Below are 25,274 nucleotides of genomic sequence, written 5' to 3' on the forward strand. Positions count from 1 at the left end.
GCCGCTTATTTCGGCGGGACGACGGTGATTGGTTTGGTCACGGCATCGCCAAACCATTTGTTTTGCTTCACCATTTTCCATTCCAGCGTGTAGTTGCCGAGGTAATAAGGTCCGGTGATTTCATATTCAAATTCGTGTCTATCGCCCGGTTTGATTTTGTATTTGAGGTCAACAATCGGCGTCAGTTCATCTCTTTGTGCACTGCTGCCCGATGGACCTCTGAGAATTTTAATCGACAGACGTATGCCGCTGCTGGTGTCCCAGTTGCAACTTCCGTTATTAACCACGGTCACCCGCACGCGATAGGTTTTGTTCACCACGATTTGACTGGGGATAACCACATCGCTTGGACGCATCTGCGCATCCATTTCACACGATTGCGCGTTAGTGATTTGCGACAACAGGAAAATCATTCCCAAGGTTAAAATCGTAAAAGTAGTTTTCGTAATCAGGGTTTTCATTAAATTTGAACTGATTTGCATGCGCTTTCTCCTTTCATTTTCTCCATCTCTTTTTGATTTGAAATTTCTTTCTCTAATCGTTGCGACATTTTCTATGCCTGTAGATATGGCGCGCCAATATGGGCTATTTCGCCAATCCGCCGCCAAAGTCGCGCCAATAACTTCATCACACCATTGCGATAATTCATTCAACACTTTTCACTGTCCATCCGCGCTCTCCATCACTCAAAAAATCCGTTCGCAACCTAGTGCGGGAAGTTCGCGAAATGTATCAAAAATTTTTTTCAATTTTTTTTCGGCGCTTTGATTTGTCTGCCGCGTGTGCAGGCGGATAAATTGACGCGCCTTGCGAAGCCGTATAGAGTGCTCCTTGAAAGGTATGAACAATCAAGAGGTGATGGAATGAAAGCGCGCATGGAGGTTATACAAGGCGACATCACGAAATTGCAGGTCGATGCGATTGTCAATGCTGCAAACAGTTCATTGCTTGGCGGGAGCGGCGTTGATGGCGCGATTCATCGCGCGGCAGGCGCAGACCTGCTGCACGAATGCCGTTTGCTTGGCGGTTGTAAAACCGGGCAGGCAAAAATCACCAAAGGCTATCGCTTGCCCGCGAAATTCGTCATTCACACGGTTGGTCCCGTTTGGCATGGCGGGCATCAACGAGAGCCTGAATTGCTGGCTTCCTGTTATCGGGAAAGTTTAAAACTGACGGTTGCCAATCAAATTCTGACCATCGCTTTCCCGGCAATCAGTTGCGGCATTTATGGCTATCCAATTCCACAAGCCGCGCGCATCGCCATTAATGAAGTGCAGCAGTTCCTTGCCAACCAGCAAACGCTTCAAAAAGTTTTCTTCATCTGTTTTGAAGATGCGGTGTTTGAAATTTATCAGCAAGCCTTTGAAGAGTTGACTGCCTAGCTGGCAGCAATCAAAGCGTTTGCCCGTTGCCTCATTGGTATCCTTGCCAACGAAAAAATCACCTACGAAACAAACGAAAATAACGGAATAAACCAAACGAGTTTTTAATTTGCGCCTCTCCTTTTTTGAGTTGTCGAACCAGTTATTTTTTGTTGCTCTCGCGCATTCATTCATTCCCTGAATTGGTGAACAATCAATCTTTTTTGCAAAAATTTCCGCCAGGTTTCTGAAAATCAGCGGATTTTGAGCATATTCCATAAGCATCATGAAATCGCTGAAACCTCCGATTTATTGCTGTATTTTGCTTGTTTCTCTTTTCCTGAGTCTGAGTTTCTTTGCCCTCGGAACTCAGGGGAAACCAGAAGCGGCTGCTGCCGAAGCGCCAATTGCGCTTCAGCCCTTCCTCACAGGGCTTGCGCAGCCGCTTCTGATTACCAATGCAGGCGATGGCAGCCGTCGCCTCTTCATTGTCGAACGCCACGGCATCATCAAAGTTTTGCAATACGGCGAATCGCAACCCACCATCTTTTTAGACCTCACCGCAAAAGTCCTGATTGATAAATTAGGCGGACTCACGGGATTGACCTTTCACCCGCAATATCGCAACAACGGACGTTTTTTCGTTCACTATACGCGCAGGGATGACACGGCGGTGGTGACTGCCGAATACACAGTCAAAGAGGCAAATCCCGATGTCGCAGACCCGGCGAGCGAAAAGATTTTGATTGTCGAACCCAAGGATGCCGATGGGCATTCGGGCGGCGGACTGACTTTCGCTCCCGACGGATTTCTTTATATCGGCATGGGAGACGGCTCGCTCAGTCAAGACCTCAACAATAACGCACAGAATCTTGACTCGCTTTCAGGCAAAATTCTTCGCATAGATGTTGACCGCGAAAGTGACGGTAAACCCTATTCATCGCCTTCAAGCAATCCATTTTTCGGCGCGAAAACAGGACGTGATGAAATTTTTGCTTACGGCTTTCGCAATCCTTACCGAATCGCTTTCGATTCCGCGACCGGCGAGTTATATGTTGGCGATGTCGGTGAAACCATGCGCGAAGAGATTGATCTCGTGACCCCAGGCAATAACTATGGCTGGCGCGTGAAAGAAGGTACGAGTTGCACGAACTATGACCAGGCGTTGTGCGATTCTCTGCGCTCGGTTGCGCCAATTATCGAATATGAACACGGCACAAGGCGTTGTTCAGTAACCGGCGGTTATGTGTATCGCGGGCGACGCGCCACTTTGCCACAGGGAACCTATGTTTTCGGTGATCTCTGTTCGGGCGAAATCTGGAGCTATCAAGCGGGGCGAACAAGTTTGCTTCTCGACACCGGCATCTTTTTTCTCGCTTCGTTCGGCGAAGATGAAGAGGGCGAACTGTATGTGGTGTCAATCATTGATGGTCGGATTTATAAACTCGTCAATGATGCCGCGATAGAACCGCAAGTGCAGTTGCTTGCGCCCAATATACCGATGAAACTCAAAGGCAATTCCATCACTACGATTAGCTGGCGTACCACAGGCACGGGCATCTATCGTCACGATATTCAATGGACACAGGATGGCGGCGAAAACTGGCAGGACATTACCAGCGGTTTACCGGCTGAATTGTCGAGCTATGAATGGACAGTGCCCAACATCGCAACCAAGAAAGCCCGCGTGCGCGTCATCTCATATGGCAGCGTTACGACCGGACAAGATGAAAGCGATGCCAATTTCAAAATCAGACCGCGCGCTCAATAAAGCGAACGCCTGAACATTCATCGCAGAAATTTTATAACCGGTTGAGCAGCCGTCAAAGAATGCGAGCATTCTTTGCGATAGCCAAGCCTCAGTGAAACGACGTTCCCGACATGGCATAGTAAAAAAATCCGGTGCAGGCGGCATTGAGTAAAAAAACAATGGCTGCGCCGATGATGATGCCTTTGGCGGTCTGTTTTTTACCTTTCATAAAGGCGATGATTACTGCCGGAATCATATACAACAACTGGCTGACACCGACAAATAAAATCAACATCAGCGGTATCTCTTCATTGAACAGATAGGTAACGACAATCATCGGAATCTGAAACAGGTGAAGTAACAAAGATATTATAAAACCGATTAGCGCGTGACCTTCGTTTGGTTGCGCAGACATCGGCGCGCCGTAATAGGGATAAGGTGGTTGATTCGAGGGGTAAGGATTTTGTTCAGACATATCGGCTTCCTTCCTGCATCTCACGCAAAGCGGCAAGTCGCGTGCGCTCCAAATCATCGCGGTAAAACAGATTGTAAGTATCAAACGGAATCAAACGCCCGTCCGGGTGAACAATGTGAACGCACGATTTTTTCACCGAGCGCACATCGAACGAATAAGCATCAATAAATTCCATAATGATCACGCGAAAGAGATTTTCGTAACTGATGCCTTCGGGCACTGCCACTTGTGGCAAACAACAGAGCAAATCGCCGAGCGTCGTCGCCGAAGATTCAGGTGAATGATTCGTGGCAAAGAGTTTGAAAATGTAGTCGCGAATCGCCTGGTCTTCTTCATAGACAATCGTATTGCGGCTGCCGTTAATCAACACCTGCGGGTCAATCATCCCTGTAAGCGGCACGACTTCGCCGCCGAGTTTCAACGCATAAGCCATCGCCAGACTATCCGGGTGACACGGCACAGGAATAATATCTTCGGGGCGAAACACCTGAGTTTGTTCGAGAATTTTCCGGCGCACTTCGGTAAGCGTCAGCCGGTCGGTCGCCGGATTGAATTGCTCTAATCTTCCCGCTGCTTGAATCGGTTGCAAAGTTACGCCACGCACCGAGGGTTGTTTCAGCGCGTATTCGATGATGCGTCCGATTTCATTGTCGTTCAGCCCTTTTTTCAAGGTCACCACCAGCGTTGTCGAAATGCCTAGCTGATTCAAACGTTTCAAAGCCTGCTCGCGTATATCGCGCAAATCTGCGCCTCTGAGTTCCATCAACACTTCGCGCTCGAATGAGTCGAACTGTAAATAGATTTCAAAGCCCGGCATGTAACTCGCCAGACGTTCGGCAAAGGCTTCATCTTTGGCAATGCGAATGCCGTTGGTGTTGAGCATCAAATGGCGAATCGGACGGGCGCGCGCCATATCCATCACTTCAAAAAAATTCGGATGGGTGGTTGGTTCACCGCCCGATAGCTGCACGACATCCGGCTCGCCTTCGTTGCGCACTACCGCATCAAGCATCTTTTCGATTTCCTCAAGCGAGCGATGCGTTAAACGCGCGGGGCTGCTCGACGCATAACAAATCGGGCATTCGAGATTGCAATAATCGTTGATTTCAACCAGCGTCAAACACGAATGCTGTTCGTGGTCTGTGCATAAACCGCAATCATACGGACAGCCCCATCGCACGGGCGTGTTGTAAATCACGGGCATTTCCGGCGGTTTAATAAACACTTCGCGAGAACGGCGATAATAATCGACATCTGTGGCGATGAGCGTTTTTTCAAATCCATGTTCGGCGCAGCGTTTAGTTAAGAAAACTTTGTCGTCTTGAAAAATAATTTTGCCTTCGACTTTGCGATAACAGACCGAGCAAATCGAAATCGCAATATCATAATAGAGATACGGGCGCACGCGCTCTGTCATAAACTCTCGGACTCCTTGATGTGAAACAGATACGGTAAATCCCTCGCATAATACACGAGCGCCAGCAAGCACGCCCATTGAATTGCCGTAAGTCCGCCAAACGCCACCGCCGGTTTAATGAAATCTATCAACAGACGAAATCCCATATAACCGACCATAAACAATTTGAAGGGGTCGCCTTCGCGATGGGCGTGTTGTGACAGGCGATAAATCCAAAAGCCTAGCAACAACAAAAACCCCGCTTCATAAAGTTGAGTCGGATGCCTGCTTACCCCATCACCGAAATCAATACCCGTTGGTAAAGCGGTTGCGATGCCATAGGTTTCATCGCCCAAGCCTGAAAGAAAACAACCGATGCGTCCGATGGCGATGGCAAGCGTCAAGGGAATGGCAAACAAGTCGCCGGTGCGGCGCGTGATGCCGAGAATTTTTTTGGCGATTTCAACGGCGAGGAATCCGCCGAGGAGTCCGCCAACCACGGTTTTGCCTGCCATCAAATAAAATGGGTTGTTCCAGTTCTGCAAAGTGAGCGCGGGATTTTCCAACCAGTAGAGCAGTTTGCTGCCGAGCGCCGCGCCGACCGCTGCGGCAACCACAATCCACAAACGATTGCTGCTGTCGAGATGGTCGCCCGTGTTTTTGCGCAAACGCAGGTAGATGCGAAAGCCGATGAAATAGGCGAGACTTTCAAAAATCCAGTGCGGGTGGATTTGCAGGGAAGCGATTTTAAAATAGACAGGAAAGGTCATGCCGGGAGATGTAAAGGTACATTGATTGAATCAGTTTGCAGTGATTCAAAATAAATTGATGATTAGCTTTTGCATGAATTGAAAATTGATTTCCGCATCTTCTGCGTCCACCTCCGTGTCCTCTGCGGTTTTACTTTCATGAGTAAATTAACCGCAGAGGATACAGAGTTAGACACTGAGAACGCAGAGCATTTCCAGTTGGTGGCTGCTTAACGCCCTTGCGCCTGTTTCAAATAATCCTGTGCCTCGGCAACTTCTTTTATGCCGGCGTCGGCTTTCGACCAAATCTTCAAAAGCTTGGAATAGGCTGTGGTAGCCGCTTTGGTGTCGCCGCTCTGATCGGCGGCGCGCGCCGCGCCGATGAGTGAACGAACGCGATTGGGTTGTCGGGCAAGCGCCACCGAAAATGCCTGCGCCGCTTCTTTCGGGCGATTCGCTCGCAGCAGGATTTCGCCATACAGTTCATGCGACGGTTTGATCAGCGAAGGCGGACCCGATGGCGGCGACATATCTTCTTCCAAGGCGGTTGCCCGTTTCATCAACTCGATTGCCTGTTCGTGCGCGCCTTTCATCGAAGCGGCAAAGGCGCGCACTTCGAGTTGCATAATCTCAATGCTTTTTGCCTGTTGCCCGTTAAATAGTTTTGCGACTTCGGCGAGTTCCGCCGCGTTTCTTTCCGCCTCATCGGTTTTATTCATCGCCGCTGCCGCAAGCCCATTGATAAAGGTCGTCAAATAACGGAAACGTTGCGCCGTGGGTCTAACGGTTTTCGCATCACTTGAACCCATCGTGTGACCTGCGTGTTCACCGGATGCGGGCGCAGGGGTCGCGGCTTTTGCAGTCGATTTTGGCATGGCGTCAAATATTTGTTTGGCATCGCTCCAACGCTCGGTGCCGACAATCAAATCCGCCGACATGGTCACATAATTGTTTTCGTAATAATTCGGGCGCATATCGTTTTCATAATTTGATTTGCGCATGCTTTCGCGCATGACTTCCATAGTCTCTTCGGCTTTTTTGTAGCGCCCCTGTTCAAGGTAGGCATAATTCAACCAGTGGAGGCTGTGATAATCGCGCAAGTAAATCGGCAGATTTTTGCGCTTCACCCAGACATCAGAAGCTTCCCACGCCGATTCGTTCGAGGTGGCGACATTATCCCACATGCCGAGTTGCACGAAGATATGCGAAGGCATATGGCGGGCGTGCGATGATTCGGGGGCGATTTGCGCGTAGCGATATGCCGCAGGCAAGGCGAGGATGGCGTGTTCCGGGTCATCGAATGCATGAATGATGAAATGCGCCGCGCCCGGATGATTGGGATTTTTTTGATAGACTTCCAGAGCGATGGCTCCGGCTTTCATCTGTCGCGCATAGCCTTTATCACCGGCGCGCACGGTGCCAAGCAGCGACAGCGAATAAAAAATTGCTGCCTCAGAATCTTTCGGATAGTCATTGTAAATTTTTTCCATCGCCGCCGCGTAAGCTTTATCGCGTGTGAGTTTGTCGCCTTCGCCGTAAAGCGCGCGCGCCGCGCCGATGAAAGCGCGTTCTTTATCGGTCAGATTTTTCGCATCTTGCAATTTGGTTAGCACTTTGCGTCCCGATTCAGTGTCCTGTTCAGACCACAGCGGATGGTTATGCGCCATGGCTTCGCCCCAGTAACCCATCATAAAATCGGGTTCGATTTTCGTAGCGGCGCGAAACGCTTCGAGGGCTTCTTCAAACCAGAAGGAATGCAATGCCGCGACGCCGCGAATGAAATGTTTCTGGGCTTCGGGGGATTTCGCAGAAGTTGGAAAATCAACACTGCCAAGCGTCGCCTGTTGGGCGTTGGTTTGCGAAGTCAAACTCAACGTCACCAGCAAGGCAACCATCAAGGTGATTGAGCGAAAGTGTTTGATAAGCATAAGACCTCCGGTGCTGGAATATTTAGCGGGTGAAGCGGTGATTGTACGCCCGCCCGCAGGTAAGAGACAACTGCTTGATAGCTTGTCTCAACAGTCAAAGCCGGGTTACGTTTTCGACAAGTTAAAGAGTGGCTCGCCTGCACAGGATGAAAATTTATCTTCCCGAAGATAGCCTTATCTTTTCATTGCAGACAGCATGACTTTATCGAACCGGTTTTAACCCATCTTTTTCATTAACGCCTCATCTCGGTCAGATCATTTATCGATTAAACACAGGCGTCCATCCTTCTTCAAATGTGGTTCCCATCATGAGGCTGATGACTTCGCCGTAATTAGGGGTGGCGTTATTGGCTTTCAAAAATTGCTGGTACATTTCCCATTGAGCTTTGCTGATTTGTTCGTTGATTTGTCGCTTGTTCTCTTCTTCAGCCATCGCCAGCAAATCGGCTTCAACCTGCGGCGAAAATTTCGGCAAGGCTTGGCGCGTCGCTTCATCGGCATCATTTAAAATTCTTTGCAAAGGGATGTGCGAATAGAGCGCCAGCCATCCCGCGTAACGACAGGCGGCGTCTTCGGAACGCAGGAGCGCCAGAAGCCCTATGAAACTGGCTTCCGATTCGGTCGCGTAACCCGCCAGGTGTCCCCATTCGTGCGCTAAGGTAAAGGCGCGGTCGAGCGGATGAAAACCTCTGGCGACGATAGTTTCAAATCCGAAAGGATTCAAAAATCCGCTGATGCCGGTCGATTCGAGATATTTGTCAAACAGGGTTGCTTTGGGCTTTGCAAGCGTGAGGTTAGAAGTTCTGCCCAAGGCTTTCAGCAAGGCGTCATACGAAGGTTGAAGGCGACGCAGCCACTCGCGGTCATCGGGGAAAGCGGTTTGGTGAGCTTTATCGACTTCGGCGTTGGCTTGTTCAATGCACAGGCGAGCGAGTCTGAGTGCCGCGTCTTTATTGATGCGGTCATCGTGGTAATCAAGTTTTTGACTGAGCGGCTGGCGCGCATAGTTAAAGCCCCAGAGCAATTGAAAGAGCAAAAAAATCACTGCCGCAAAAACCATTGTGTTGATCAGCAATCTCGCAGCCGTTTTTAAACGCCTTCCCTTCCCGGCTTTCACCAGACGAACCATCCACCACGCGGGCGCGCCGAAAATGACTGCGACAATCAACAAATCATAAATCGCAAACGGCAGGAGGTTGGTGACGGGTGTAACGAATGATTGCAAGCGCGGATAAAACCCGTTTGCATAAACGCGGTCAACGAAGGCTACAGGCAACTGAAAAACCGTAAGTAAAATTGCGACCATAACGACAGCAATTTTTAAAATCGTTTTTGCCGAAAGTTGCTCTTTGCGAAACACAAAACGTCGCGCCTTTGCGGGTTTAAGTTCTTCTACCGTTGATTTGCTCATGCAGTTTCTATTTGGGTGTTAAAAAATTCATACTATGAGATGTCGCTATCGGTTCTACAAAATCGTGAATTGAATATTTTGCGGTTGTGCCGCTCGAAAAAAAATGCGCCGGCGACAGGGATTCACCTTTTATCATTCATCAAGGCTTACCAGGTACGAAAGAACCATTTTCATCTGCAAATCCGCAATCTGCAATCTGCAATTGGTCGGGTTGCCGCCGCTTTCCGTGCTAAGATAGAATGCCGCTGCCCAAACTGCCTACGACCCGGCGTACAATCGCGGAACCCAACGCATCAGAAGTTGTAGGTCGCGGGGCACATTCCCGCTGCAAAAATCAAAACGAGGTCTAAATATTATGGCAACAAATACCCAAATAGAACCGTCCATTCACACCGGTGCTGATATGGAAAAGCACCCGCCGGGACTTTACGCACTGTTTGCGACAGAGATGTGGGAGCGTTTCAGTTTTTATTCGATGCTCGCGCTCTTTACCCTTTATATGCAGGACTCAAAACAAGGTTTCAGTTGGACTCCCGCGCAAGCAACAGGACTTTATGCAAACTATCTGGCATTCGTCTATGCCAGTCCGCTGGTTGGCGGTTGGCTTGCCGATAAAAAGCTTGGCTATCGAAAAGCGGTAATGATTGGCGGCTTATTTTTTATCGCAGGACACGCACTATTAGCGATTCCAACTTTATGGGCGGTTTACGCAGCACTTTCATGTTTGGTCATCGGTAATGGCTTCTTCAAACCGAATGTATCAACGATGGTCGGCAACCTTTACCCGGAAGGCAGCCATTTAAAAGACCGTGCTTATAATATTTTTTATATGGGAATCAATATTGGTGCCGCCTCAGCGCCCATTGTAATGGAAATCGTCAAAGCCAAATTCGGATTCCACCCAGCGTTCACCGTAGCAGCTTTCGGAATGGTCATTTCAGTTGCCATTCTCTGGAAGTATAAAAATATTGTTGAAGACCCAGCTATGCTGAAAGTGCGTCAAGCAGGAAAGCCGGTCGTTGATGAAAATACTCCTAAACGGGCTATTGATATGGTGCCTGACTGGAAGCGGATCGGCGCACTTGTTGTCGTCTTTCTCATTGTTATTGTCTTCTGGATGATCTTCCATCAAAACGGTTCAACACTCACTTACTGGGCAGATGACAATACAGAATGGAATGTTTCCGGCACCATTTCAAATGCCATCAATCCGGGGTGGATTGTTATATTGACCTTTCCGCTGGTGTGGTTCTGGAAATGGCTTGACAAAAAAGGCAAAGAACCTTCAACACCTACAAAAATTGCAATTGGAATGCTGCTGACAGGCGTATCGTTTTCTATCATGTACGCAGCAGCCAAACAGGGCGAAGCCAAAGAAGTGCGACCTGATATGTATGCTTCGGGGAGGTTCAGAATCACCGAACGCGCACTTGATAGTTTGAAAACGGATGGTATTCCTGAAGAGATTTTGCAAAAGCTTGCAACAGCAAAAGACGTAGAGGAAAAATTCATCGTTAAGGATAAGAAATTTGCTACCGATAAATCCTTTTCAGCCGCCTTTGAAACTATCAAATATGACCTGAAATCCGATGGGCTACCTGATGATGTTTGGGGAAAGTTGAAGGATGCAAAAATTGAAGATGGGGAAATCAGCGGAGATGGTAAATTTGCTTCGGCGCTTGAAACCGCAATACAAAAGCTGCAAGACGAAAATGTGCCTGGTGGCGTTTTAGACAAAATACGTGGCTACAAAAACAAAACCTTTACCGCTCAAGAAAAGCTTCTGGACGGAATTAAAAAAGCGGTGGGCAGTAATCAAGCTGACAAATTTGAAGCGGCGCTTTTGAATCGCGCCTATATTTTCAGGGTTTCCTGGTTCTGGTTGATTCTCGCTTATGCGGTGATTTCACTTGGCGAATTGATGCTGTCGCCGATGGGGTTATCATTGGTGTCGAAAGTTGCGCCGCTTAGAGTGCGTGGGTTGATGATGGGCGGCTGGTTTGTCGCCACGGCAATCGGCAACAAGCTCACGGCAATCGGTGTTTTCTGGACAATCTGGAAACAATCCTCGTTCTTCATCGTCCTGGCTTGTATGGCTTTCGTAATGGCTGTCGTGCTGGCGTTTCTTTTGAAGCCGTTGAAGAAAGCCATGCCCGGCGTGTAAGCGCAAGTAAAACGTAAGAAGTAAACGGCAAAAGTGAAGCGGCAAACTTCAAGCAAGTGGATTTTGCTACCCGGCTTTTGCCTTTTTGTTTGGTCATCCGAATTTTCAGGGAGAAGAAATAATGAATCAGCCTCTGGCGCAAAAAACTTCGATTTTACTGGTCATTTTACTGCTTGCGAGTTCAACTACACTAACGTTCGCGCAGCAGAAACCCAATGCTAAAACCTCCGCTCCAACAGCAAGCACGGCGAAATTTAATCTCACCATTGATAACATTATGCGCGGCAATGAATTCGTCGGCTATGAACCGCGCGCCATTCGCTGGTCGGGCGATAAACTCTATTTTCAATGGAAACAATATAACGACGGGCGCGATAAAGATTTTGACACTTACATGGTCAATGCCGATGGCAGCGGGCTTCGTAAACTCACGGAAGCCGAAGCCAAACTTGCGCCACCCATCGGCGGCGTCGATTCCAAAGACAAACGCTTGACGCTTTACACCAACGCCGGCGACATCTATCTTTACGACCACAAAACCGGCGAGCGCAAACAGATCACCGACACCACCGACAACGAATCGAACGCGCGCTTTACCGCAGATGAAAAGAGCATCTACTTCACGCGCTCGAATAACCTTTTCGTCATGGCGCTTGATTCGGGTTCGCTCGTACAGATGACCAACATCGTCGCGGCAGGCGGCGCAGCGCCACCGGTTGCCGGCGGTTTTGGCGGCGGACGCGGCGGCGGTGGCGCACAAGCGCAACGCGACGGCGCCGGGCGCGGCACAGAAAGCCAGGAGTTCATCAAAAAAGAAGAGCGCGACCTGCTGGACATTACACGCCGTCGCGCCCAGCGTCGCGAAGAAGACGAAGCGCGACGCAAACGCGACAACCCGCGTAAACCCTTTCAACTCGCGCAAACCCAATCGGTCGCCAGCCTGCAACTTTCGCCCGACGCGAAATCGGTGATTGCCGCGATCAGCGAACAGGGCACAGGCGCGCGCAATACCCTGGTGCCGAATTATGTGACCGAATCGGGCTACACCGAAGACATCCCTTCGCGTAACAACGTCGGTGACACGCAAAACCGCAATCGCCTGGTCATCATCGATGTCACAACCGGCGACAGCAAATGGGTCGACCACGGACAGAAACTTATCGCAGGCGGTGAAGCCAAACCCGATACGCAAAGCGAGGCAGAGAGCGATTCAATAGAAGAAGCATCAGACGCGCCCGCCGCTTCACAACAAGGGCGCAGTGCGGCTGCAAATGATCGCGACGTGCAACTCTTTCAAGCCCTGTGGTCAGATGATGGCACCAAAGCCGTGATGATGGCGCGTTCTGCCGACAACAAAGACAAATGGATTTTCGCGCTCGACACTGCGACCGGCAAAACCCGTGTGATTACCACAGACCACGACGACGCCTGGATCAACGGTCCCGGCGCGTTTACCCTCGGTTGGCTCAAAGATAACCAGCGCATCTATTTTCAATCCGAGCGCGACGGTTATTCACATCTCTACACCGTAAACTATGACGGCTCGAACCTGAAACAACTCACCTCCGGCAGATGGGAAGTTACAGGGTTGCAACTTGCCAATGACAAATCGAAGTTTTATCTCACGACCAGCGAAGCGCATCCCGGCGAGCGCCACTTCTATACGATGAGCGTGGATGGCGGCGAACGCGCAAAAATCACGTCAATGCCGGGCGGCAACGCAGCGACGCTGTCACGCGATGAAAGCAAAATCGCTCTGGTCTATTCATTCAGCAACAAACCGCCCGAACTTTTGGTGATGGATAATCGCGCCGGCTCAGAAGCGAAAAAAATCACCTCGTCACCTGCGCCCGAATTCTGGAATTACAACTGGATAGAGCCGCCGATTGTCACTTTCAAAGCGCGCGACGGAGCCGATGTCCATGCGCGATTTTATAAGCCTGCGAATTTCAAACGCGGCGGGCCGGCGGTGATTTTCGTGCATGGCGCGGGCTATGCGCAAAACGTCCATCGTTACTGGGCAAGTTATTACCGCGAATATATGTTTCATCATCTGCTGATGGAAAACGGTTACTGTGTGATCGATGTCGATTATCGTGCATCGTCGGGGTACGGGCGCGATTGGCGCGCGGCGATTTATCGCCATATGGGCGGCAAAGATTTGGACGACCAGGTTGACGCCGCGAAATGGATGATTGCAGAGCACGGCGTTGACCCACGTCGCATTGGCATTTACGGCGGCAGCTACGGCGGGTTCATTACCTTGATGGCGCTGTTTACCGAACCTGAAGTGTTTGCCGCAGGCGCAGCGTTAAGACCGGTGACCGATTGGGCGCATTACAATCACGGCTATACCTCGAACATTTTGAACACTCCGCAAAAAGACGCCGAAGCTTACAGAAAATCTTCGCCGATTTATTTCGCGCAAAATTTGAAAGGCGCATTGCTCATCTGTCATGGCATGGTCGATACCAACGTGCATTTTCAGGATTCGGTGCGATTGGTTCAACGCTTGATTGAACTTCGCAAAGAGAATTGGGAACTCGCGGTTTACCCGGTCGAAGACCACGGTTTTCAGGAGCCGACAAGTTGGGCAGATGAATACAAACGAATTTTCAAATTGTTTGAAATGAATTTGAAAAAAGGCATGACGGCGATGAAGTGATTCTTCTACAATCACAGCCAGAGGGAGCAAATGATGTCAGCAATCGTCTCAACATTAATAGAGCTTGATGATAAGGGAGTTGCGTGGATTAGCGGCACGAAGGTCAAGGTCATTGAATTAGCTGCCGATAAACTCGCACACGGTTCAAGCCCTGAAGAGATGCGCTTTCAGTACCCATATCTTTCTCTGGCACAAATTCATGCGGCTCTCGCTTATTACTATGAGCATCAACTCGAACTCGACTCGGAGATTCAAAGGCAATGGCAAGAGGCGAATGAATTTGCCGCGTTTGAGGCAAACACGCCGCTTCAGCAACGCCTGCGGGAATTGAAACAGCAACGATGAGCGTAAAGTTTTATATGGATGTACACGTTCGTCGCGCTGTAACAGAAGGATTGCGGCTGCGCGGAATAGATGTTCTGACGGCTCAAGAAGACGGCGCAGCAGAATTTGAAGACCCTGCGCTCCTTGACCGCGCAACCGCATTAGGGCGCGTCTTGTTCTCACAAGATAATGATTTGTTACGCGAAGCCAAGCGACGGCAACAAACAAATGGACTTTTTGCCGGAGTGGTTTACGCGCATCAACTGAACATCACCGTAGGCGAATGTATTGCCGATTTAGAACTTATTGCAGGTGCCACCAAGCAAGAGGAATTGGTTAATCAAACAATCTATCTGCCCTTGTAACTGGATAGAGTTGGTCAGAAGTTGGGCAGATGAATACAAACGAATTTTCAAATTGTTTGAAATGAATTTGAAAAAAGGCATGACGGCGATGAAGTGAAGTTTGATTAACAGTAACCAACCGACGGTTTCAATTCCGGTTCTCCCACCGAGGCGCAAAGGACACAAAAGCATACAAACTTTGTGTCCTTTGTCGCATTCATCCGATTGGCTCAGGCAGCATCCGATGTCCGAGTGAATTTTACTTTCGCAAATCATTCACCGCTGCCATTAACTTTTCGACCCGCCGCGCATCAATTGTGTTATGCCAGCGTCCGTCTACTTTGAAATAGGAACCGATGATAAAGCCATCCGCCGCTTCGTAAAACAGGGCGAGATTTTCGGCATCAATGCCCGAACCTAAAACCACCGGCAAGCGGCAATGCGACCTGGCTTCACGAACATCTTCAACTTTCGGCGCTTCGCCTGTAACGTTGCCGGTGATAATCACCGCATCGGCGCGCATAAATTCGACCGTCTCGCAGGTCGCGCCGAGTGTTATATCGGCGGTGATTGCATGCGACGAATGTTTCTTCTTCACATCCGCCCAGACCGCTACACCTTCCGCGCCAATCATTTTCCGATAACGCAACAAACGCGCTGCCGAAGATTCAATCAAGCCTTCATCGGCAACGTGCGCGAAAGCGAAGCCTTCGGCGCGAATGAAATCCAAATTTGCCGCGTGCGCTACCGCCATCGCTTCGAGATTAGCGCCCGCGAGAATTTGAATGCCGACGGGCAAACGGCTTTCGTCTTTTACTGCCGCGCCAATCACGGTCATTGCGGCGACGATTTCCGCGCCGACCGCGCCTCTCAGATAAGGCACATCGTGCATGTTTTCAATGCCGATGGCATCAACGCCACCGTCTCGATAAATCGCCGCTTCACGACGCGCCAGCCGGGCGAGTTCCGCCACACTCAATGAATTTGCAGGCGTACCGGGCAACGCCCCGACGTGAATCATGGCGATGATGGGTTTTAGGTTTGAAAATAAATCGGTCGGCATCACTCATCAAATCGCGTAGCGGTTTCGCGCTCACGCTTCATTGTGTACTAATTTTGGATTGCCTCAAGTTTCAATCAAAGTGGTAGGAAACGAACTTGTCCTTCCCACTCTCCTTCGACACTGCATTCAGCCAACAAAACCAACTCTTCGAGAGCGTCGCCTATCGGTAATTCTTGTGGCACTTCAAATACGCCGGGCATAGGCAATCCGTTGGTAATGCGCTCATACGCCGGGCTTGTCATAGTCGTCACGTCGTGAGTCAAAAGAATTCTGCCTTCTTCGGCTGCCCAAGCCAATACGTCGGTATCTGAGGTTGATCGCAAGCCGACATCTTGCACACGCGCCAAGTCAATTTGCGGCAGGCGGCGCACCAATCCGCGCACAATGCGTCCATCAAAATCTTCATCGGTAAGAAAGCGAATCATGATTTTGCATTTCGGCGAGCCAGCAATCGTTCACGAATGCCTTGTGGAGAGAAGCGATTCTCAACCGCGTTTTTGAGTTCTGCGCGTTGTTGTTTTCGGGTTTGCAAATAATCATCAACCGTTGCGCGGTTCTGCAAATAATAACTGATGACCGCATAGACTTGAACCAGGTCGAGCGTTGAAAACCGCCAGACAATCTCTTCGGCGCTTGCGCCTTCATTAAAAGCGTGGATGACTGAATCCAGCGAGACTCGCGTGTTACCAACCCGCAACACGCCGTCATCATCCGAGCGCAAAGTGACTTTCGGTTCAACGATAGTTGTACTCATGGCTTTTCACCTCGCGCTTGATTGTAGCATGAAAAATTTACCCTTGTATGGTTACGCTTCGCCCGCCAATTCAACAAACCGTCTCATCGCGTTTTACCAGTCAACGCGCCGTCGTATTCCAACAAACCGCGCCGGATTGCCCTGTTGATGGACAAATCAAATTACAGGCGTTCAAATTCCTGTTCGCTCAAGCCTGCTTGGCGAAGGATGCTTCGCAAGGTTCCCGCAGCAATTTCTTTATGTTTAGGAACAATAGCCGCGCGTGTTCCTTCCTGTGTCGTTCGCGCAAACTTGATATGACTGCCGCTTTGCCCGACTTCAATAAAACCGGCGTTTTCAAGTTTGCGTTTGACGACGCGAAAGGGCAGAGCTTTCATGCAACCTTGACCTCGACTTCAAGCGCGTGCATTTGTGGCGTGATTGAAGCGACCGGCGGCGTAAAATGGAGTTCCAGCGCCTCGCGTAAATTCTCAAGGGCTGCCTGTTCGCTTGCGCCCTGACTGGCAACATCCACTTCCGCGCATTGCGCGATGAACCATTTTCCTTCTTGCCAAACGCTGGCGGTAAATATCCGTTTCATGTTTGCTGCATCTCCTTTTTCTTCAACATCACCCAACAGCTTTTTACCTCATCGGGTTTTGCGAATCAATGCGCCGTCGTATTTCAAAATCCCTGCCGCTTGTGAATATAGTCCTCCCTGACGGTCGGGCTACTACCACGCGCTATCAAGACGCGATCAAGCAGTAGCCCGACCGTCAGGGAGGGCTTAACGTCATTAGTCAAATTTTGGGAGTTCATCACCTTGCCCATATAAAACATAATCAATTGCCTGCTCAACCTGACGTTCCGTCCAAAGATAAGGCGTACTCCCATGTCTTGCCCATATCTTTTCATCTGAGGATAGAACGTCAGCTTTACGGAGATGACGAGTGGCATAGGCTTTGAACGCATTCAACACCGGCTCAGGCTTACAACTCGCCGATACCACGCTATGCACATGATTGGTTCGCACATTGAATGCCAACAAGCGATAGCCACGATGTTCGCACACTTCCTGAATGGCTTTCTCGATGATTGCCCGCCTGGAAGCATCAAGCTGCTTGGGAGAGTATTTGAGTTGCGCCGCTTCTTTTTTTGCCAGAGCGTGATTCGGCTTTATTTTAGGCGTACCATAGATATGGTGCCCGCGACGATCCATCGAACCCCGCACATCGCCATGCAACCAAGTGCCATAACATCTGAAGGAAATCAAATATGCCATAGGGAAATTGTGCATCCTCTACCTCCAATCTCCTACCTCAACCATCCGGCAGACATGAGCACAGCAACCCGATCATCAACAGGCTTGCTGAGTCTTGCAGTTGCAGTAGCCCGACTGTCAGGGAGGGCTATATTGGATAGAGACTCAGCCAAGCCCTCCCTGACGGTCGGGCTACTGCTCAAGCGGCACGCCGTAGAGCGCCGCGACTCGTTCATCAATCTCACGCTCGATTTTGATAATCGTTTCGGTGAACGCATAAGTTTCATCGCGGACGTTGTTGAAGAGTTTATCGAGTCTGTCTTGCTGTGAACGATTCGGTTTAAGGCGACGCATAAATTCCGTTTCTGTCAAAGCCCAAGGCTGTTCAAGCGGATTGCGACTGCTTGATGCGGCAGGCGATATGCCTAAATCTAAAAGGAATCGTTCAACCCGCTTGCGCCTTTTTGTATGCAGGTCTTGCGTCTCTTTCGCAAGCTTGGCAATCACATCCCGCTCGGTTGTCGACGCATCTGGGATTGGCAGATTCTCCATATATTGCCCAAAGAAGCGCATATAACCACCGCGGATTTCGCTACTGATTTCCCGAAAATAATTTTCTATCGCTGAAGAATTCAATACCCCTAATAGAAACCAATCTTCAAGCGGGATAAAATACGTTGTGTTACTACTGTAATAGCCTTTACTGTCCATCGCGAATCGAATTTCTTTGGCAATGTCGGGAAATATGATTTTTGGGCGGGTGAAGAAAGCGGTGTATGCTACTTGCGGCTGTTGTAATTCATACCATTTCTGTCGGGTAGCCCGATTCTCAAGTCTTTCTCGGAATGGTCGCAAATAATCACAGACTACAGGATAGAGTCGAATGTCTATACCATGTGGCAAATAAATCAAGTATGTGTCGTGAAATTGGATCTCGTATCGGCGAACATCATCCCCTTTTAGTAGAGGTTTAATCACCTCCTGGCAGTTTTTATCTTGAGCAATTAAATCTTCCCCTACTTGGCGATTAATGATAAACGCATCATTCAACCCGGTTTTAACACCCCAGCCTACAAGCACATTTATAATTTCCTTTAATCGTGTTCCTCGTACGCTCATTCCTGTAATATCGCTAGATACTGCAAGACGAGGTTTCCCATTTCTAAATTGGGTTGCTGAAATTCGTTGAGCAACTCGAATCACATACTCGCGAATACCTTCACTATAACAGGTTTGCAAATCTTCAACCGTTGCAGTCGTAGTTGGGACGTTATCTCGTTCCCGCTTTTGCCAAATAAAAATTGCGGGATATGCAGTTGCCTTAAAAACGGGCAAGTCTCCGAAATCAACGATGAGGTGAAATGCTTGTTTATCGAGCAAGTGTTGCCGAAGGTTTTCACCATATCCAGCGCGAAGCCATTTATTTGAAGAGATGAAAGCACCAACTCCGCCTTGTCTTAAAAGCTGATGTGCACGGTCATAAAAATAAACATATAAGTCAGCGCGTTCTGCATGAACATCAGGAAAATTTTGTTTCAATAGCGGTTTGATCGGCTTGAAAAGTTCCATACGAACATACGGCGGATTGGCAAGCACAATATCAAACCCTGCGTTGTTTTCATTCGCTGCGCGAATGGCTTCGCGCATTTCCGGCTCGAAGACTTCGGCAAACTCCACTGCCCAATCAAATCCCGGCTCGCCTTCGTCTTTTACACTCTCCCAAGTCTTCAATGTCCGCTTCAATACCTCTACCTGTTTTTGCAACGTTGCGGCTTTCGCATGATTTTTTTCGGCGACGGCTTTGCGTATCTGTTGATTCAATCCTTCGATTTGCGCTTTCGCCAAATCCAATTTCTCTTTGCCCGGACGTTTCGGTTGATGTTTGAGGGCAAGAGCAATTTCGGCTTTGAGAGCGTCAATCTGTTTGCGCAATTCTTTTTTTCGCTCAGGCGCATCGCAACGCATAAACTCGCTTTTCAATTTGCGAACTTCCTGAATCAGATAACCCCGACTCAAATCCAATTGCTGCTCGGTATCTTTGGGCGAAGGCGCAATCAAACTGTCGCCGCAACCGATTTTGAAATCAAGGTTGGGCAAAGGTTGCGGCTTCTGTGAATCAATCGCCAGACTGAGCCATAAACGTAAGCAGGCAATCTGCACCGCAAAACGGTCTTTATCTACGCCGTAAAGATTGTTTTCAATTATCGAGCGTTTGCGCTCGTAAATTGATTCATCATCGAGTTGATTGCTTTTGAACAACGCGCCGCGCAGCCGCAAAAGTTCCTGCATCATGCCGAGCAGATACGCGCCGCTGCCGCAAGCCGGGTCGCAAACGCGCACCCGTTTCAAAGCTTCAAGCGTGGCTTCTGCATCTTTCAAACCGCCGGTGTCTTCCTCATCAACAAAGCGCGCGACCGCTTCAACCGGCGTATGCGTCGCTTCAGCAAGGTAATACTTCAAAGCTTCGCGGCACATAAACGAAACAATCGGACGCGGCGTGTAATAACTGCCCGATTCATGGCGACCCGTAACAAGTTCTTCAAAGACTTTGCCGAGCATTTCCGGGTCAACTGCGACCTGCACATCGAGCGGCGTAGATTCCGTGACGGTGAAATTGTAACGCTCGAAAAGGTCTAATATTTGCGCGAATGCCTGATTCGAGATTTCAACATTGCCTGCCTGTAAAATATTTTCTTTCGATAAGCTTGTCTCATCTTCTTCAGCGTCGAATAGCCCGCCATTTAAGTAAGGCACAATGCCCCGTTTGCTTATTAGAAATTGTTCATGCTGGGGATTGCTCATTTGCCCGGCATTGCCCATGCCATGAAAGAACAGCCAGTAAAGCCGGTCATTCAAAAAATTTTCATTCGCATTTTGCGCGGCGTTAAACAAAGCGCGCAGATAATTTTTATCGCCTTCAAATAAAAGCCAGCCTTTTTTCTGAATGAAGTAAATAAACATCAGGCGATTAAACAGGCGTTGCGTGTACAGGCGACAGGGTTCTTCTTGTTTGATGGTTTTGCGGACTTCGGTTTCAACATCATTGAAAACTTTGCGATAGTCCGCGAAGAATTTGTCGGTGACGGCTTCAACATCAAACGCGGCGCGCCATTGTTTGAGCCATGATTCCTTATTGGTCGGGTCTGCCGGATAACTGAGCGCGGGCAGATTGTGTTCACAAAGCGTGCGAATGTGCGTGTCGCCTTGTTGCCAACCGAAAATTGCCAGCGTAGCGCGGTTGGTGTCTTCGCCGCGAAAATATGCAAAGTCGAATTTGTTGAAGTTGTGGCTGGTGAGAATGAACAGCAGGTCTCCGAGTTCAAATCGTTGTCTGTCCGATTCATTGGCGGAGGCGCGCTTTTTCTTGACCAGTCCGCGTAACACACCGCGCAACGCGACAACCGAAGGTTTCTGTTCACCAAAATCAATCCAAAAAATCCCCCACGGTTGATTGCTGTGCATTGGCGCGATCTGTTTAATGCTATTGATTTTCGCCGAGTGTTTGGCATCAAGTCGGAATTCTTCAGCCTCATATTCATAGAGCGCATCTTCAACATCTTCGATACCGTCTAATTCCCATTCGAGAACATCACGCAAATAGTCAATCAACCCGATGAAATTTTTGACTTGGTTAATGCGTTCGATTCCGTTGATCATCTTTAATTATCTCCTACGCTGAAAAGTAGCCCGACCGTCAGGGAGGGCTGATCAAAGCGGCAGTAGCCCGACCGTCAGGGAGGGCTGGCAGATACACTAAGCCCGCGCTGACGCTTGGGCTACTGCTTGGTCGCTGGCGCGACGTTTTGGCAATAGCCGTGCGCTCGAATAGCATCCCGCCGATTTTCTTTTCAAGGGCGCGCGTGCTCCATCTCTCGATGCGGCACATTTCTGCGTAGAATTCCCGTTTTAGTGGGTCATCTATGTAAGCGAGTCGGCGAAAATGAGTCCAACTCAATTGTCTACTCAGTGCGTAGACAATTTGTTCATCAGAGAAACCCTCTGCGACACGCATCATGTGAAAGAGGTTCTCTTTGGTGTAGCCCTTGCCATATGCAGCCGTTAATTGTCTCGACAGCGTTGAGACAATTTCTTCGCCGTATTCGGCGCGCTTGAAATTTAAAATCTCCGAGCGGATGCGCGAGCCGATCTGCCAGTAGAGCATCACGGTTCCGGCATTGACGGCTTGCGCGACCTGCCTGCGCGCTTCGTCAATCAACTGGCGGATGTCGCCAAGCAAGCGCGTCGCCATAACTTCCGCTTTGTCTTTGCGCGAAGCGCTTGCCGGTTTCAGAGATTGCCCATTTTTCTTTACGGTTTTCTTTGTCGCCATACAGATACTGCCCGAAACGGATTGCCCAATTATTTAATGAAGTTGAAAGTTGGTCAATGATTGCCGTTTGGTGTTTATCACAGTCATTGACTGACTCTCAACAAAAGCGCGATAAAAATATTGCAAACCGTTTTTGCCGAGCGGGTAAGTTTTATTTCAGGCAATCTCCATCCAGGCTTTTAAGACCGGCTTTATGCCAACCGGAGCCTGAACCTTTTTGAGGTACGAATTTTTGACATATTTTTCTACCTTTGCGCGAATCTCGGCAAGCGTGTCGTCAGTAAGGGCGCGTTGGCGCGGCGTATCGGGCGTACAGCGAATCAAATTGACGATAACCGAAGGCTCGTCTTCAATCTGTTCGCTCTGCAAATCATACAAATACCATGCGGTTTTGCCCTCTGCGGTTGACCAGGCGGCAGCGTCTTCATCTTTTTCGCTTAACTGAACCGGCAAGCGATAACAGAAAAAGACCGCTCTGGCATCAGGCGACGGGTGCGCTTTGCCGCTGAAAACCTTTTGCGGCAATCTTTCTAACCTTGCGGCTAACCCTTCATCTTTGAGCAATTCTTTGTATTCAAGGCGCAACTCTTCAACGGTCGTGCGTTCGCCTTCGTAAGCGTGAAGAAAATCGCGAAGGTCTTCAAAATCATCATCGGGTTTCAATAGCTTCCTGCCCTCAATGCCAAAGGTGCGCGAGATACGCAGGGTTTTACGGGCGACGCGATTATAGAGTTTAAGCAGATCATCGAGTTCATCGGGCGGCAGAAAATTCCAGTAAGCAACTTTGCCGCGCAAACGTTTTTGTTCGGGGTGGTCGGCAATGAGCCGGGTTTCAACCTGTGGATTCATGCGGCGGTCGATACGTCCGATGCGTTGCATCAAACGCACAGGATTCCAATGCAAATCATAATTGATGAGTCGCGTCGCGTCCTGCAAATTCAAGCCTTCGGATAATACATCGGTAGAAATCAGCACACGGATTTCTTCGCGGTCATCATTCGCCAAATTTGCGCTTGAGGTGCCATTGTAATAAGGCGCAAATCGCTCAATCAATTTGCCGCGCTCCTCTTTCGTGCCGCTGTCAATTTTTGCTGCGCCGGCGATTCCGGCTGCTTGCAACTGTTCAAGCAAGTATTCAGCCGTGTCTTTGAATTCGGTAAAAATCAGCACTTTATTGGTCTTCAAAATCGCATCGGTTTTCAACAGGCGAATCAGCGCGCGCAGTTTGTCATCATTTGATGGTTTGAATTTGTGGAGTTCATCGAGAAAATCAACAATCTGATCTAAATCCAAAAATGTCTCGTTAATGATTTCGTCAACTTTGTACTGGTCGCGGTCAAGTTCGGCGGTCGCCTCGAGAATCTCATCGGTTATGAGGTTGTCAAAATCTTCGTCGTCTTCGGTTTCGCCGAGGTCGCCTTGATTGGTGAACAGGTCGGGTTGAATATTGACACGCATAAATCCGAGACGTTCGTTCTTTTGCGCTTTCCACCTTTCGAGCCGTGATTGTTCTGCGCGGTTGCCGTTTTTTTCAATAAAAGCGAGCAGTTTGGCGAGCAGCTTTTCACACGATTTTTGAAAAGCGTAGGTCGAACTTTCAAAGCGTTTGAGGAAATTGGTGCGAATCAACGCCACCACCTGCTTTTGACGATTGTTGAGTTTGGTGTCCTGTTCACCTATTGAATACATCTCAGGATGATAAATCGCCAGGGAAAACAACGGGCTTTTTCTGGCAAAGGCTTTGTCCAAAACGCCGAGCAATCTGCCGTAGGTTTTTTTGACGGAATATTCGGCGATTTGCGGCGGCTGTTTTTGCGGAAAAAGCGTCAGCGCCGCGCCTTCTTTAATCTGACTTTCGCGGACATAAGAACGACTGCGTTGCACGACCAGCGCATTGAAAAGTTTATCGTTAACGAGAACCTGCTCGGCTTCGACCGCATTGGTTTCGATTTCATCAGGCAGCGTTTCGCCGGAGTTTGCGTCCGCGCTCAACCGCTCGCGGACGAGCTGTTCGAGAGCTTTCTCCTTTTCGCGGAAATATGACGGGATGGAATGAATGCCGAGTTTGTTTTTGAAATAATCGAGTTGACGACGCGAGAACAACTCAATCATATGTTGGAAATCACTGAGGTGATTATTGATTGGCGTAGCGGTGAGCAGAAAGAGTTGTTTGCCTTCGGCAAGTTCAAATAATTTTTGATAGCGCGACGTGCGATTGCGAAAATGGTGTGCTTCGTCTACCAGAATGACATCTGCCATCTCTTTGACACGCTCGAAATCTTTAGCTTTGCTTTCGCGATTCAAATCCGTGTGATTGAAAATAATGAGATTGGAAAAAACGCCGTGCAGATGCGGCAGATATTCATCAATCGTGCGTTCCCAAACCGGCACGCGCGCGGATTTTGGAACCACCAGCGCGACACGCTTGCGGTCGCGTTCAACCAGCCGTTCAATCAACATCAAGCCAATAAAGGTTTTGCCGAGACCGACGCCATCGCACAGAAACGCGCCCGTATACTCACTGGCGATTTTCATCAGATGGCGATAGCCTTCGCGCTGATAGCCATCAAGAATTTTATAAATGCGCGACTCGCGCAGTTCCCATTCGCCGACGGTCATCTCCGCGCCGCGAAAATATTCGTGTAGGGCTTTGGCATAAATTTCAAACGGTTGATAGTCGCGGGTGTGGCGTTCGATGACGCGCAGAATTTCCGGCGTCACATCTTCGGCTTCCATCCAGTGCCGTTCATACCACTGTTGTAATTCCTTGACGCGCTGTTTTTCGTGAATATTCAATTCGACATTATCCGTCAGACCGGGAAAAGTAAAATTGCTCGACCCGACGAGCGCCGCCGGTCCAACGACCGTCAATTTAGACTTTGTGATGTAGGCTTTGGCATGAAATTTCTTTTTCGTGTAAACCCGGCATTCAATTTTCTTTGTCGCCAGAGCCTGAACAATTGCCGGAACGCCTTTGAGAAATTCATTCTTCTCTTTTTCGTTTTCGATGCTGTCATCCAGTCGGTTTTCAATACTGCTTTTGAGCGCGTCAACAAAAGCTTTTTTCGTTCGTTGGGTCATTTCATCGCCCATCAAAATCCGCATCTTGTCGAGTTGTTGCCATTTGCCATCAAGCGCCAGCAACGCGCCGATCTCGAAATAGCCGGTAGCGATGTCGAATTGATGAGAAATCTCCGCCCATTCCTTGAGATAGTCACGGACTTTCCAATCGTCATCAGAATTATCAACGATGAAAAGTTCCGCGCCGGATTTGCTTTTTTGTTCGCTCATATAAATGCCACTGTCGGCTTGCACACGCG

21 protein-coding genes are annotated in these 25,274 nt (G+C 49.2%); 6 read left to right on the forward strand and 15 right to left on the reverse strand.

Translation table 11 applies throughout. The annotated features are described in order from the left end of the window. Window positions 1-5: 5 nt before the first annotated feature. On the reverse strand, window positions 6-482 hold the full coding sequence (locus AB1757_07655) for an NBR1-Ig-like domain-containing protein (GenBank protein ID MEW6126899.1): 477 nt from the start codon (window positions 480-482) through the stop codon (window positions 6-8). Window positions 483-863: 381 nt separating this feature from the next. Here AB1757_07655 and AB1757_07660 point away from each other — a divergent pair, with 381 nt between their 5' ends. Continuing rightward, complete coding sequence (locus tag AB1757_07660) at window positions 864-1,382, forward strand: O-acetyl-ADP-ribose deacetylase (GenBank protein MEW6126900.1); 519 nt, start codon at window positions 864-866, stop codon at window positions 1,380-1,382. Between the two features lie 265 nt (window positions 1,383-1,647). After that, the gene (locus AB1757_07665; protein ID MEW6126901.1) at window positions 1,648-3,132 is read left to right on the forward strand and encodes a PQQ-dependent sugar dehydrogenase; all 1,485 of its coding nucleotides are present in this window, start codon (window positions 1,648-1,650) and stop codon (window positions 3,130-3,132) included. An 88-nt stretch (window positions 3,133-3,220) separates the two neighbouring features. On the opposite strand, the gene AB1757_07670 is transcribed toward AB1757_07665, so the two are convergent. The 5 genes from AB1757_07670 to AB1757_07690 form a co-directional block, all read right to left on the reverse strand. After that, window positions 3,221-3,586, reverse strand: a complete 366-nt coding sequence (locus tag AB1757_07670) for a hypothetical protein (protein MEW6126902.1) — start codon at window positions 3,584-3,586, stop codon at window positions 3,221-3,223. After that, on the reverse strand, window positions 3,579-5,003 hold the full coding sequence (locus AB1757_07675) for a radical SAM protein (GenBank protein ID MEW6126903.1): 1,425 nt from the start codon (window positions 5,001-5,003) through the stop codon (window positions 3,579-3,581). Before AB1757_07675 ends, AB1757_07670 begins: the two co-directional genes overlap by 8 nt. Further along, complete coding sequence (locus tag AB1757_07680) at window positions 5,000-5,752, reverse strand: prolipoprotein diacylglyceryl transferase family protein (protein MEW6126904.1); 753 nt, start codon at window positions 5,750-5,752, stop codon at window positions 5,000-5,002. Before AB1757_07680 ends, AB1757_07675 begins: the two co-directional genes overlap by 4 nt. Before the next feature lie 209 nt (window positions 5,753-5,961). Then, window positions 5,962-7,659 carry a tetratricopeptide repeat protein gene (locus AB1757_07685; GenBank protein ID MEW6126905.1) on the reverse strand — a complete coding sequence of 566 codons (1,698 nt, stop codon included), beginning with the start codon at window positions 7,657-7,659 and terminating at the stop codon, window positions 5,962-5,964. 259 nt (window positions 7,660-7,918) lie between these two features. Next, entirely contained in the window at window positions 7,919-9,070 is a 1,152-nt protein-coding gene (locus tag AB1757_07690) for a DUF3810 family protein (protein ID MEW6126906.1), read from the reverse strand. A gap of 403 nt (window positions 9,071-9,473) precedes the next feature. Here AB1757_07690 and AB1757_07695 point away from each other — a divergent pair, with 403 nt between their 5' ends. The 4 genes from AB1757_07695 to AB1757_07710 all read left to right on the forward strand — a co-directional run bounded on the left by AB1757_07695 (window position 9,474) and on the right by AB1757_07710 (window position 14,588). Continuing rightward, window positions 9,474-11,234: a peptide MFS transporter gene (locus AB1757_07695; protein ID MEW6126907.1), complete on the forward strand. Its 1,761-nt coding sequence runs from the start codon at window positions 9,474-9,476 to the stop codon at window positions 11,232-11,234. Window positions 11,235-11,355: 121 nt separating this feature from the next. Beyond that, a complete protein-coding gene (locus AB1757_07700) occupies window positions 11,356-13,899 on the forward strand; it encodes a prolyl oligopeptidase family serine peptidase (protein ID MEW6126908.1) in 2,544 nt (847 codons plus the stop codon). A gap of 30 nt (window positions 13,900-13,929) precedes the next feature. Next, window positions 13,930-14,244, forward strand: coding sequence for a DUF433 domain-containing protein (locus AB1757_07705; GenBank protein ID MEW6126909.1), 315 nt, complete (start codon window positions 13,930-13,932; stop codon window positions 14,242-14,244). Next, entirely contained in the window at window positions 14,241-14,588 is a 348-nt protein-coding gene (locus AB1757_07710; GenBank protein ID MEW6126910.1) for a DUF5615 family PIN-like protein, read from the forward strand. The genes AB1757_07705 and AB1757_07710 overlap by 4 nt, the downstream gene beginning before the upstream one ends. A gap of 238 nt (window positions 14,589-14,826) precedes the next feature. Here AB1757_07710 and AB1757_07715 read toward each other — a convergent pair whose 3' ends face one another. From AB1757_07715 to AB1757_07755, 9 genes are all read right to left on the reverse strand, one after another. Continuing rightward, window positions 14,827-15,630 (reverse strand): BtpA/SgcQ family protein, encoded by an 804-nt coding sequence (locus AB1757_07715; GenBank protein MEW6126911.1) that lies wholly within the window; start codon window positions 15,628-15,630, stop codon window positions 14,827-14,829. A 74-nt stretch (window positions 15,631-15,704) separates the two neighbouring features. Next, window positions 15,705-16,055 (reverse strand): DUF5615 family PIN-like protein, encoded by a 351-nt coding sequence (locus AB1757_07720; GenBank protein MEW6126912.1) that lies wholly within the window; start codon window positions 16,053-16,055, stop codon window positions 15,705-15,707. Next, entirely contained in the window at window positions 16,052-16,384 is a 333-nt protein-coding gene (locus AB1757_07725; GenBank protein ID MEW6126913.1) for a DUF433 domain-containing protein, read from the reverse strand. Before AB1757_07725 ends, AB1757_07720 begins: the two co-directional genes overlap by 4 nt. Before the next feature lie 161 nt (window positions 16,385-16,545). Next, window positions 16,546-16,761 (reverse strand): type II toxin-antitoxin system HicA family toxin, encoded by a 216-nt coding sequence (locus AB1757_07730; protein MEW6126914.1) that lies wholly within the window; start codon window positions 16,759-16,761, stop codon window positions 16,546-16,548. Further along, complete coding sequence (locus tag AB1757_07735) at window positions 16,758-16,964, reverse strand: type II toxin-antitoxin system HicB family antitoxin (protein ID MEW6126915.1); 207 nt, start codon at window positions 16,962-16,964, stop codon at window positions 16,758-16,760. The genes AB1757_07730 and AB1757_07735 overlap by 4 nt, the downstream gene beginning before the upstream one ends. Window positions 16,965-17,159: 195 nt before the next feature. Next, window positions 17,160-17,660: a transposase gene (locus AB1757_07740; GenBank protein MEW6126916.1), complete on the reverse strand. Its 501-nt coding sequence runs from the start codon at window positions 17,658-17,660 to the stop codon at window positions 17,160-17,162. Between the two features lie 156 nt (window positions 17,661-17,816). Then, window positions 17,817-21,281: a TaqI-like C-terminal specificity domain-containing protein gene (locus tag AB1757_07745; protein ID MEW6126917.1), complete on the reverse strand. Its 3,465-nt coding sequence runs from the start codon at window positions 21,279-21,281 to the stop codon at window positions 17,817-17,819. 37 nt (window positions 21,282-21,318) lie between these two features. Beyond that, on the reverse strand, window positions 21,319-21,954 hold the full coding sequence (locus AB1757_07750) for a DUF1016 N-terminal domain-containing protein (GenBank protein MEW6126918.1): 636 nt from the start codon (window positions 21,952-21,954) through the stop codon (window positions 21,319-21,321). A 156-nt stretch (window positions 21,955-22,110) separates the two neighbouring features. Beyond that, a complete protein-coding gene (locus AB1757_07755; GenBank protein MEW6126919.1) occupies window positions 22,111-25,245 on the reverse strand; it encodes a helicase-related protein in 3,135 nt (1,044 codons plus the stop codon). Between the last annotated feature and the right edge of the window lie 29 nt (window positions 25,246-25,274).

This window comes from Acidobacteriota bacterium, from assembly GCA_040754075.1.
Taxonomy (GTDB): Bacteria; Acidobacteriota; Blastocatellia; order UBA7656; family UBA7656; genus JBFMDH01.

What these genes read in the sequence shown, in the direction of transcription:
- AB1757_07655 (MEW6126899.1), bottom strand. Translation starts at nt 482, where the DNA reads ATGCAAATCAGTTCAAATTTAATGAAAACCCTGATTACGAAAACTACT.
- AB1757_07660 (MEW6126900.1), top strand. Translation starts at nt 864, where the DNA reads ATGAAAGCGCGCATGGAGGTTATACAAGGCGACATCACGAAATTGCAG.
- AB1757_07665 (MEW6126901.1), top strand. Translation starts at nt 1,648, where the DNA reads ATGAAATCGCTGAAACCTCCGATTTATTGCTGTATTTTGCTTGTTTCT.
- AB1757_07670 (MEW6126902.1), bottom strand. Translation starts at nt 3,586, where the DNA reads ATGTCTGAACAAAATCCTTACCCCTCGAATCAACCACCTTATCCCTAT.
- AB1757_07675 (MEW6126903.1), bottom strand. Translation starts at nt 5,003, where the DNA reads ATGACAGAGCGCGTGCGCCCGTATCTCTATTATGATATTGCGATTTCG.
- AB1757_07680 (MEW6126904.1), bottom strand. Translation starts at nt 5,752, where the DNA reads ATGACCTTTCCTGTCTATTTTAAAATCGCTTCCCTGCAAATCCACCCG.
- AB1757_07685 (MEW6126905.1), bottom strand. Translation starts at nt 7,659, where the DNA reads ATGCTTATCAAACACTTTCGCTCAATCACCTTGATGGTTGCCTTGCTG.
- AB1757_07690 (MEW6126906.1), bottom strand. Translation starts at nt 9,070, where the DNA reads ATGAGCAAATCAACGGTAGAAGAACTTAAACCCGCAAAGGCGCGACGT.
- AB1757_07695 (MEW6126907.1), top strand. Translation starts at nt 9,474, where the DNA reads ATGGAAAAGCACCCGCCGGGACTTTACGCACTGTTTGCGACAGAGATG.
- AB1757_07700 (MEW6126908.1), top strand. Translation starts at nt 11,356, where the DNA reads ATGAATCAGCCTCTGGCGCAAAAAACTTCGATTTTACTGGTCATTTTA.
- AB1757_07705 (MEW6126909.1), top strand. Translation starts at nt 13,930, where the DNA reads ATGATGTCAGCAATCGTCTCAACATTAATAGAGCTTGATGATAAGGGA.
- AB1757_07710 (MEW6126910.1), top strand. Translation starts at nt 14,241, where the DNA reads ATGAGCGTAAAGTTTTATATGGATGTACACGTTCGTCGCGCTGTAACA.
- AB1757_07715 (MEW6126911.1), bottom strand. Translation starts at nt 15,630, where the DNA reads ATGCCGACCGATTTATTTTCAAACCTAAAACCCATCATCGCCATGATT.
- AB1757_07720 (MEW6126912.1), bottom strand. Translation starts at nt 16,055, where the DNA reads ATGATTCGCTTTCTTACCGATGAAGATTTTGATGGACGCATTGTGCGC.
- AB1757_07725 (MEW6126913.1), bottom strand. Translation starts at nt 16,384, where the DNA reads ATGAGTACAACTATCGTTGAACCGAAAGTCACTTTGCGCTCGGATGAT.
- AB1757_07730 (MEW6126914.1), bottom strand. Translation starts at nt 16,761, where the DNA reads ATGAAAGCTCTGCCCTTTCGCGTCGTCAAACGCAAACTTGAAAACGCC.
- AB1757_07735 (MEW6126915.1), bottom strand. Translation starts at nt 16,964, where the DNA reads ATGAAACGGATATTTACCGCCAGCGTTTGGCAAGAAGGAAAATGGTTC.
- AB1757_07740 (MEW6126916.1), bottom strand. Translation starts at nt 17,660, where the DNA reads ATGCACAATTTCCCTATGGCATATTTGATTTCCTTCAGATGTTATGGC.
- AB1757_07745 (MEW6126917.1), bottom strand. Translation starts at nt 21,281, where the DNA reads ATGATCAACGGAATCGAACGCATTAACCAAGTCAAAAATTTCATCGGG.
- AB1757_07750 (MEW6126918.1), bottom strand. Translation starts at nt 21,954, where the DNA reads ATGGCGACAAAGAAAACCGTAAAGAAAAATGGGCAATCTCTGAAACCG.
- AB1757_07755 (MEW6126919.1), bottom strand. Translation starts at nt 25,245, where the DNA reads ATGAGCGAACAAAAAAGCAAATCCGGCGCGGAACTTTTCATCGTTGAT.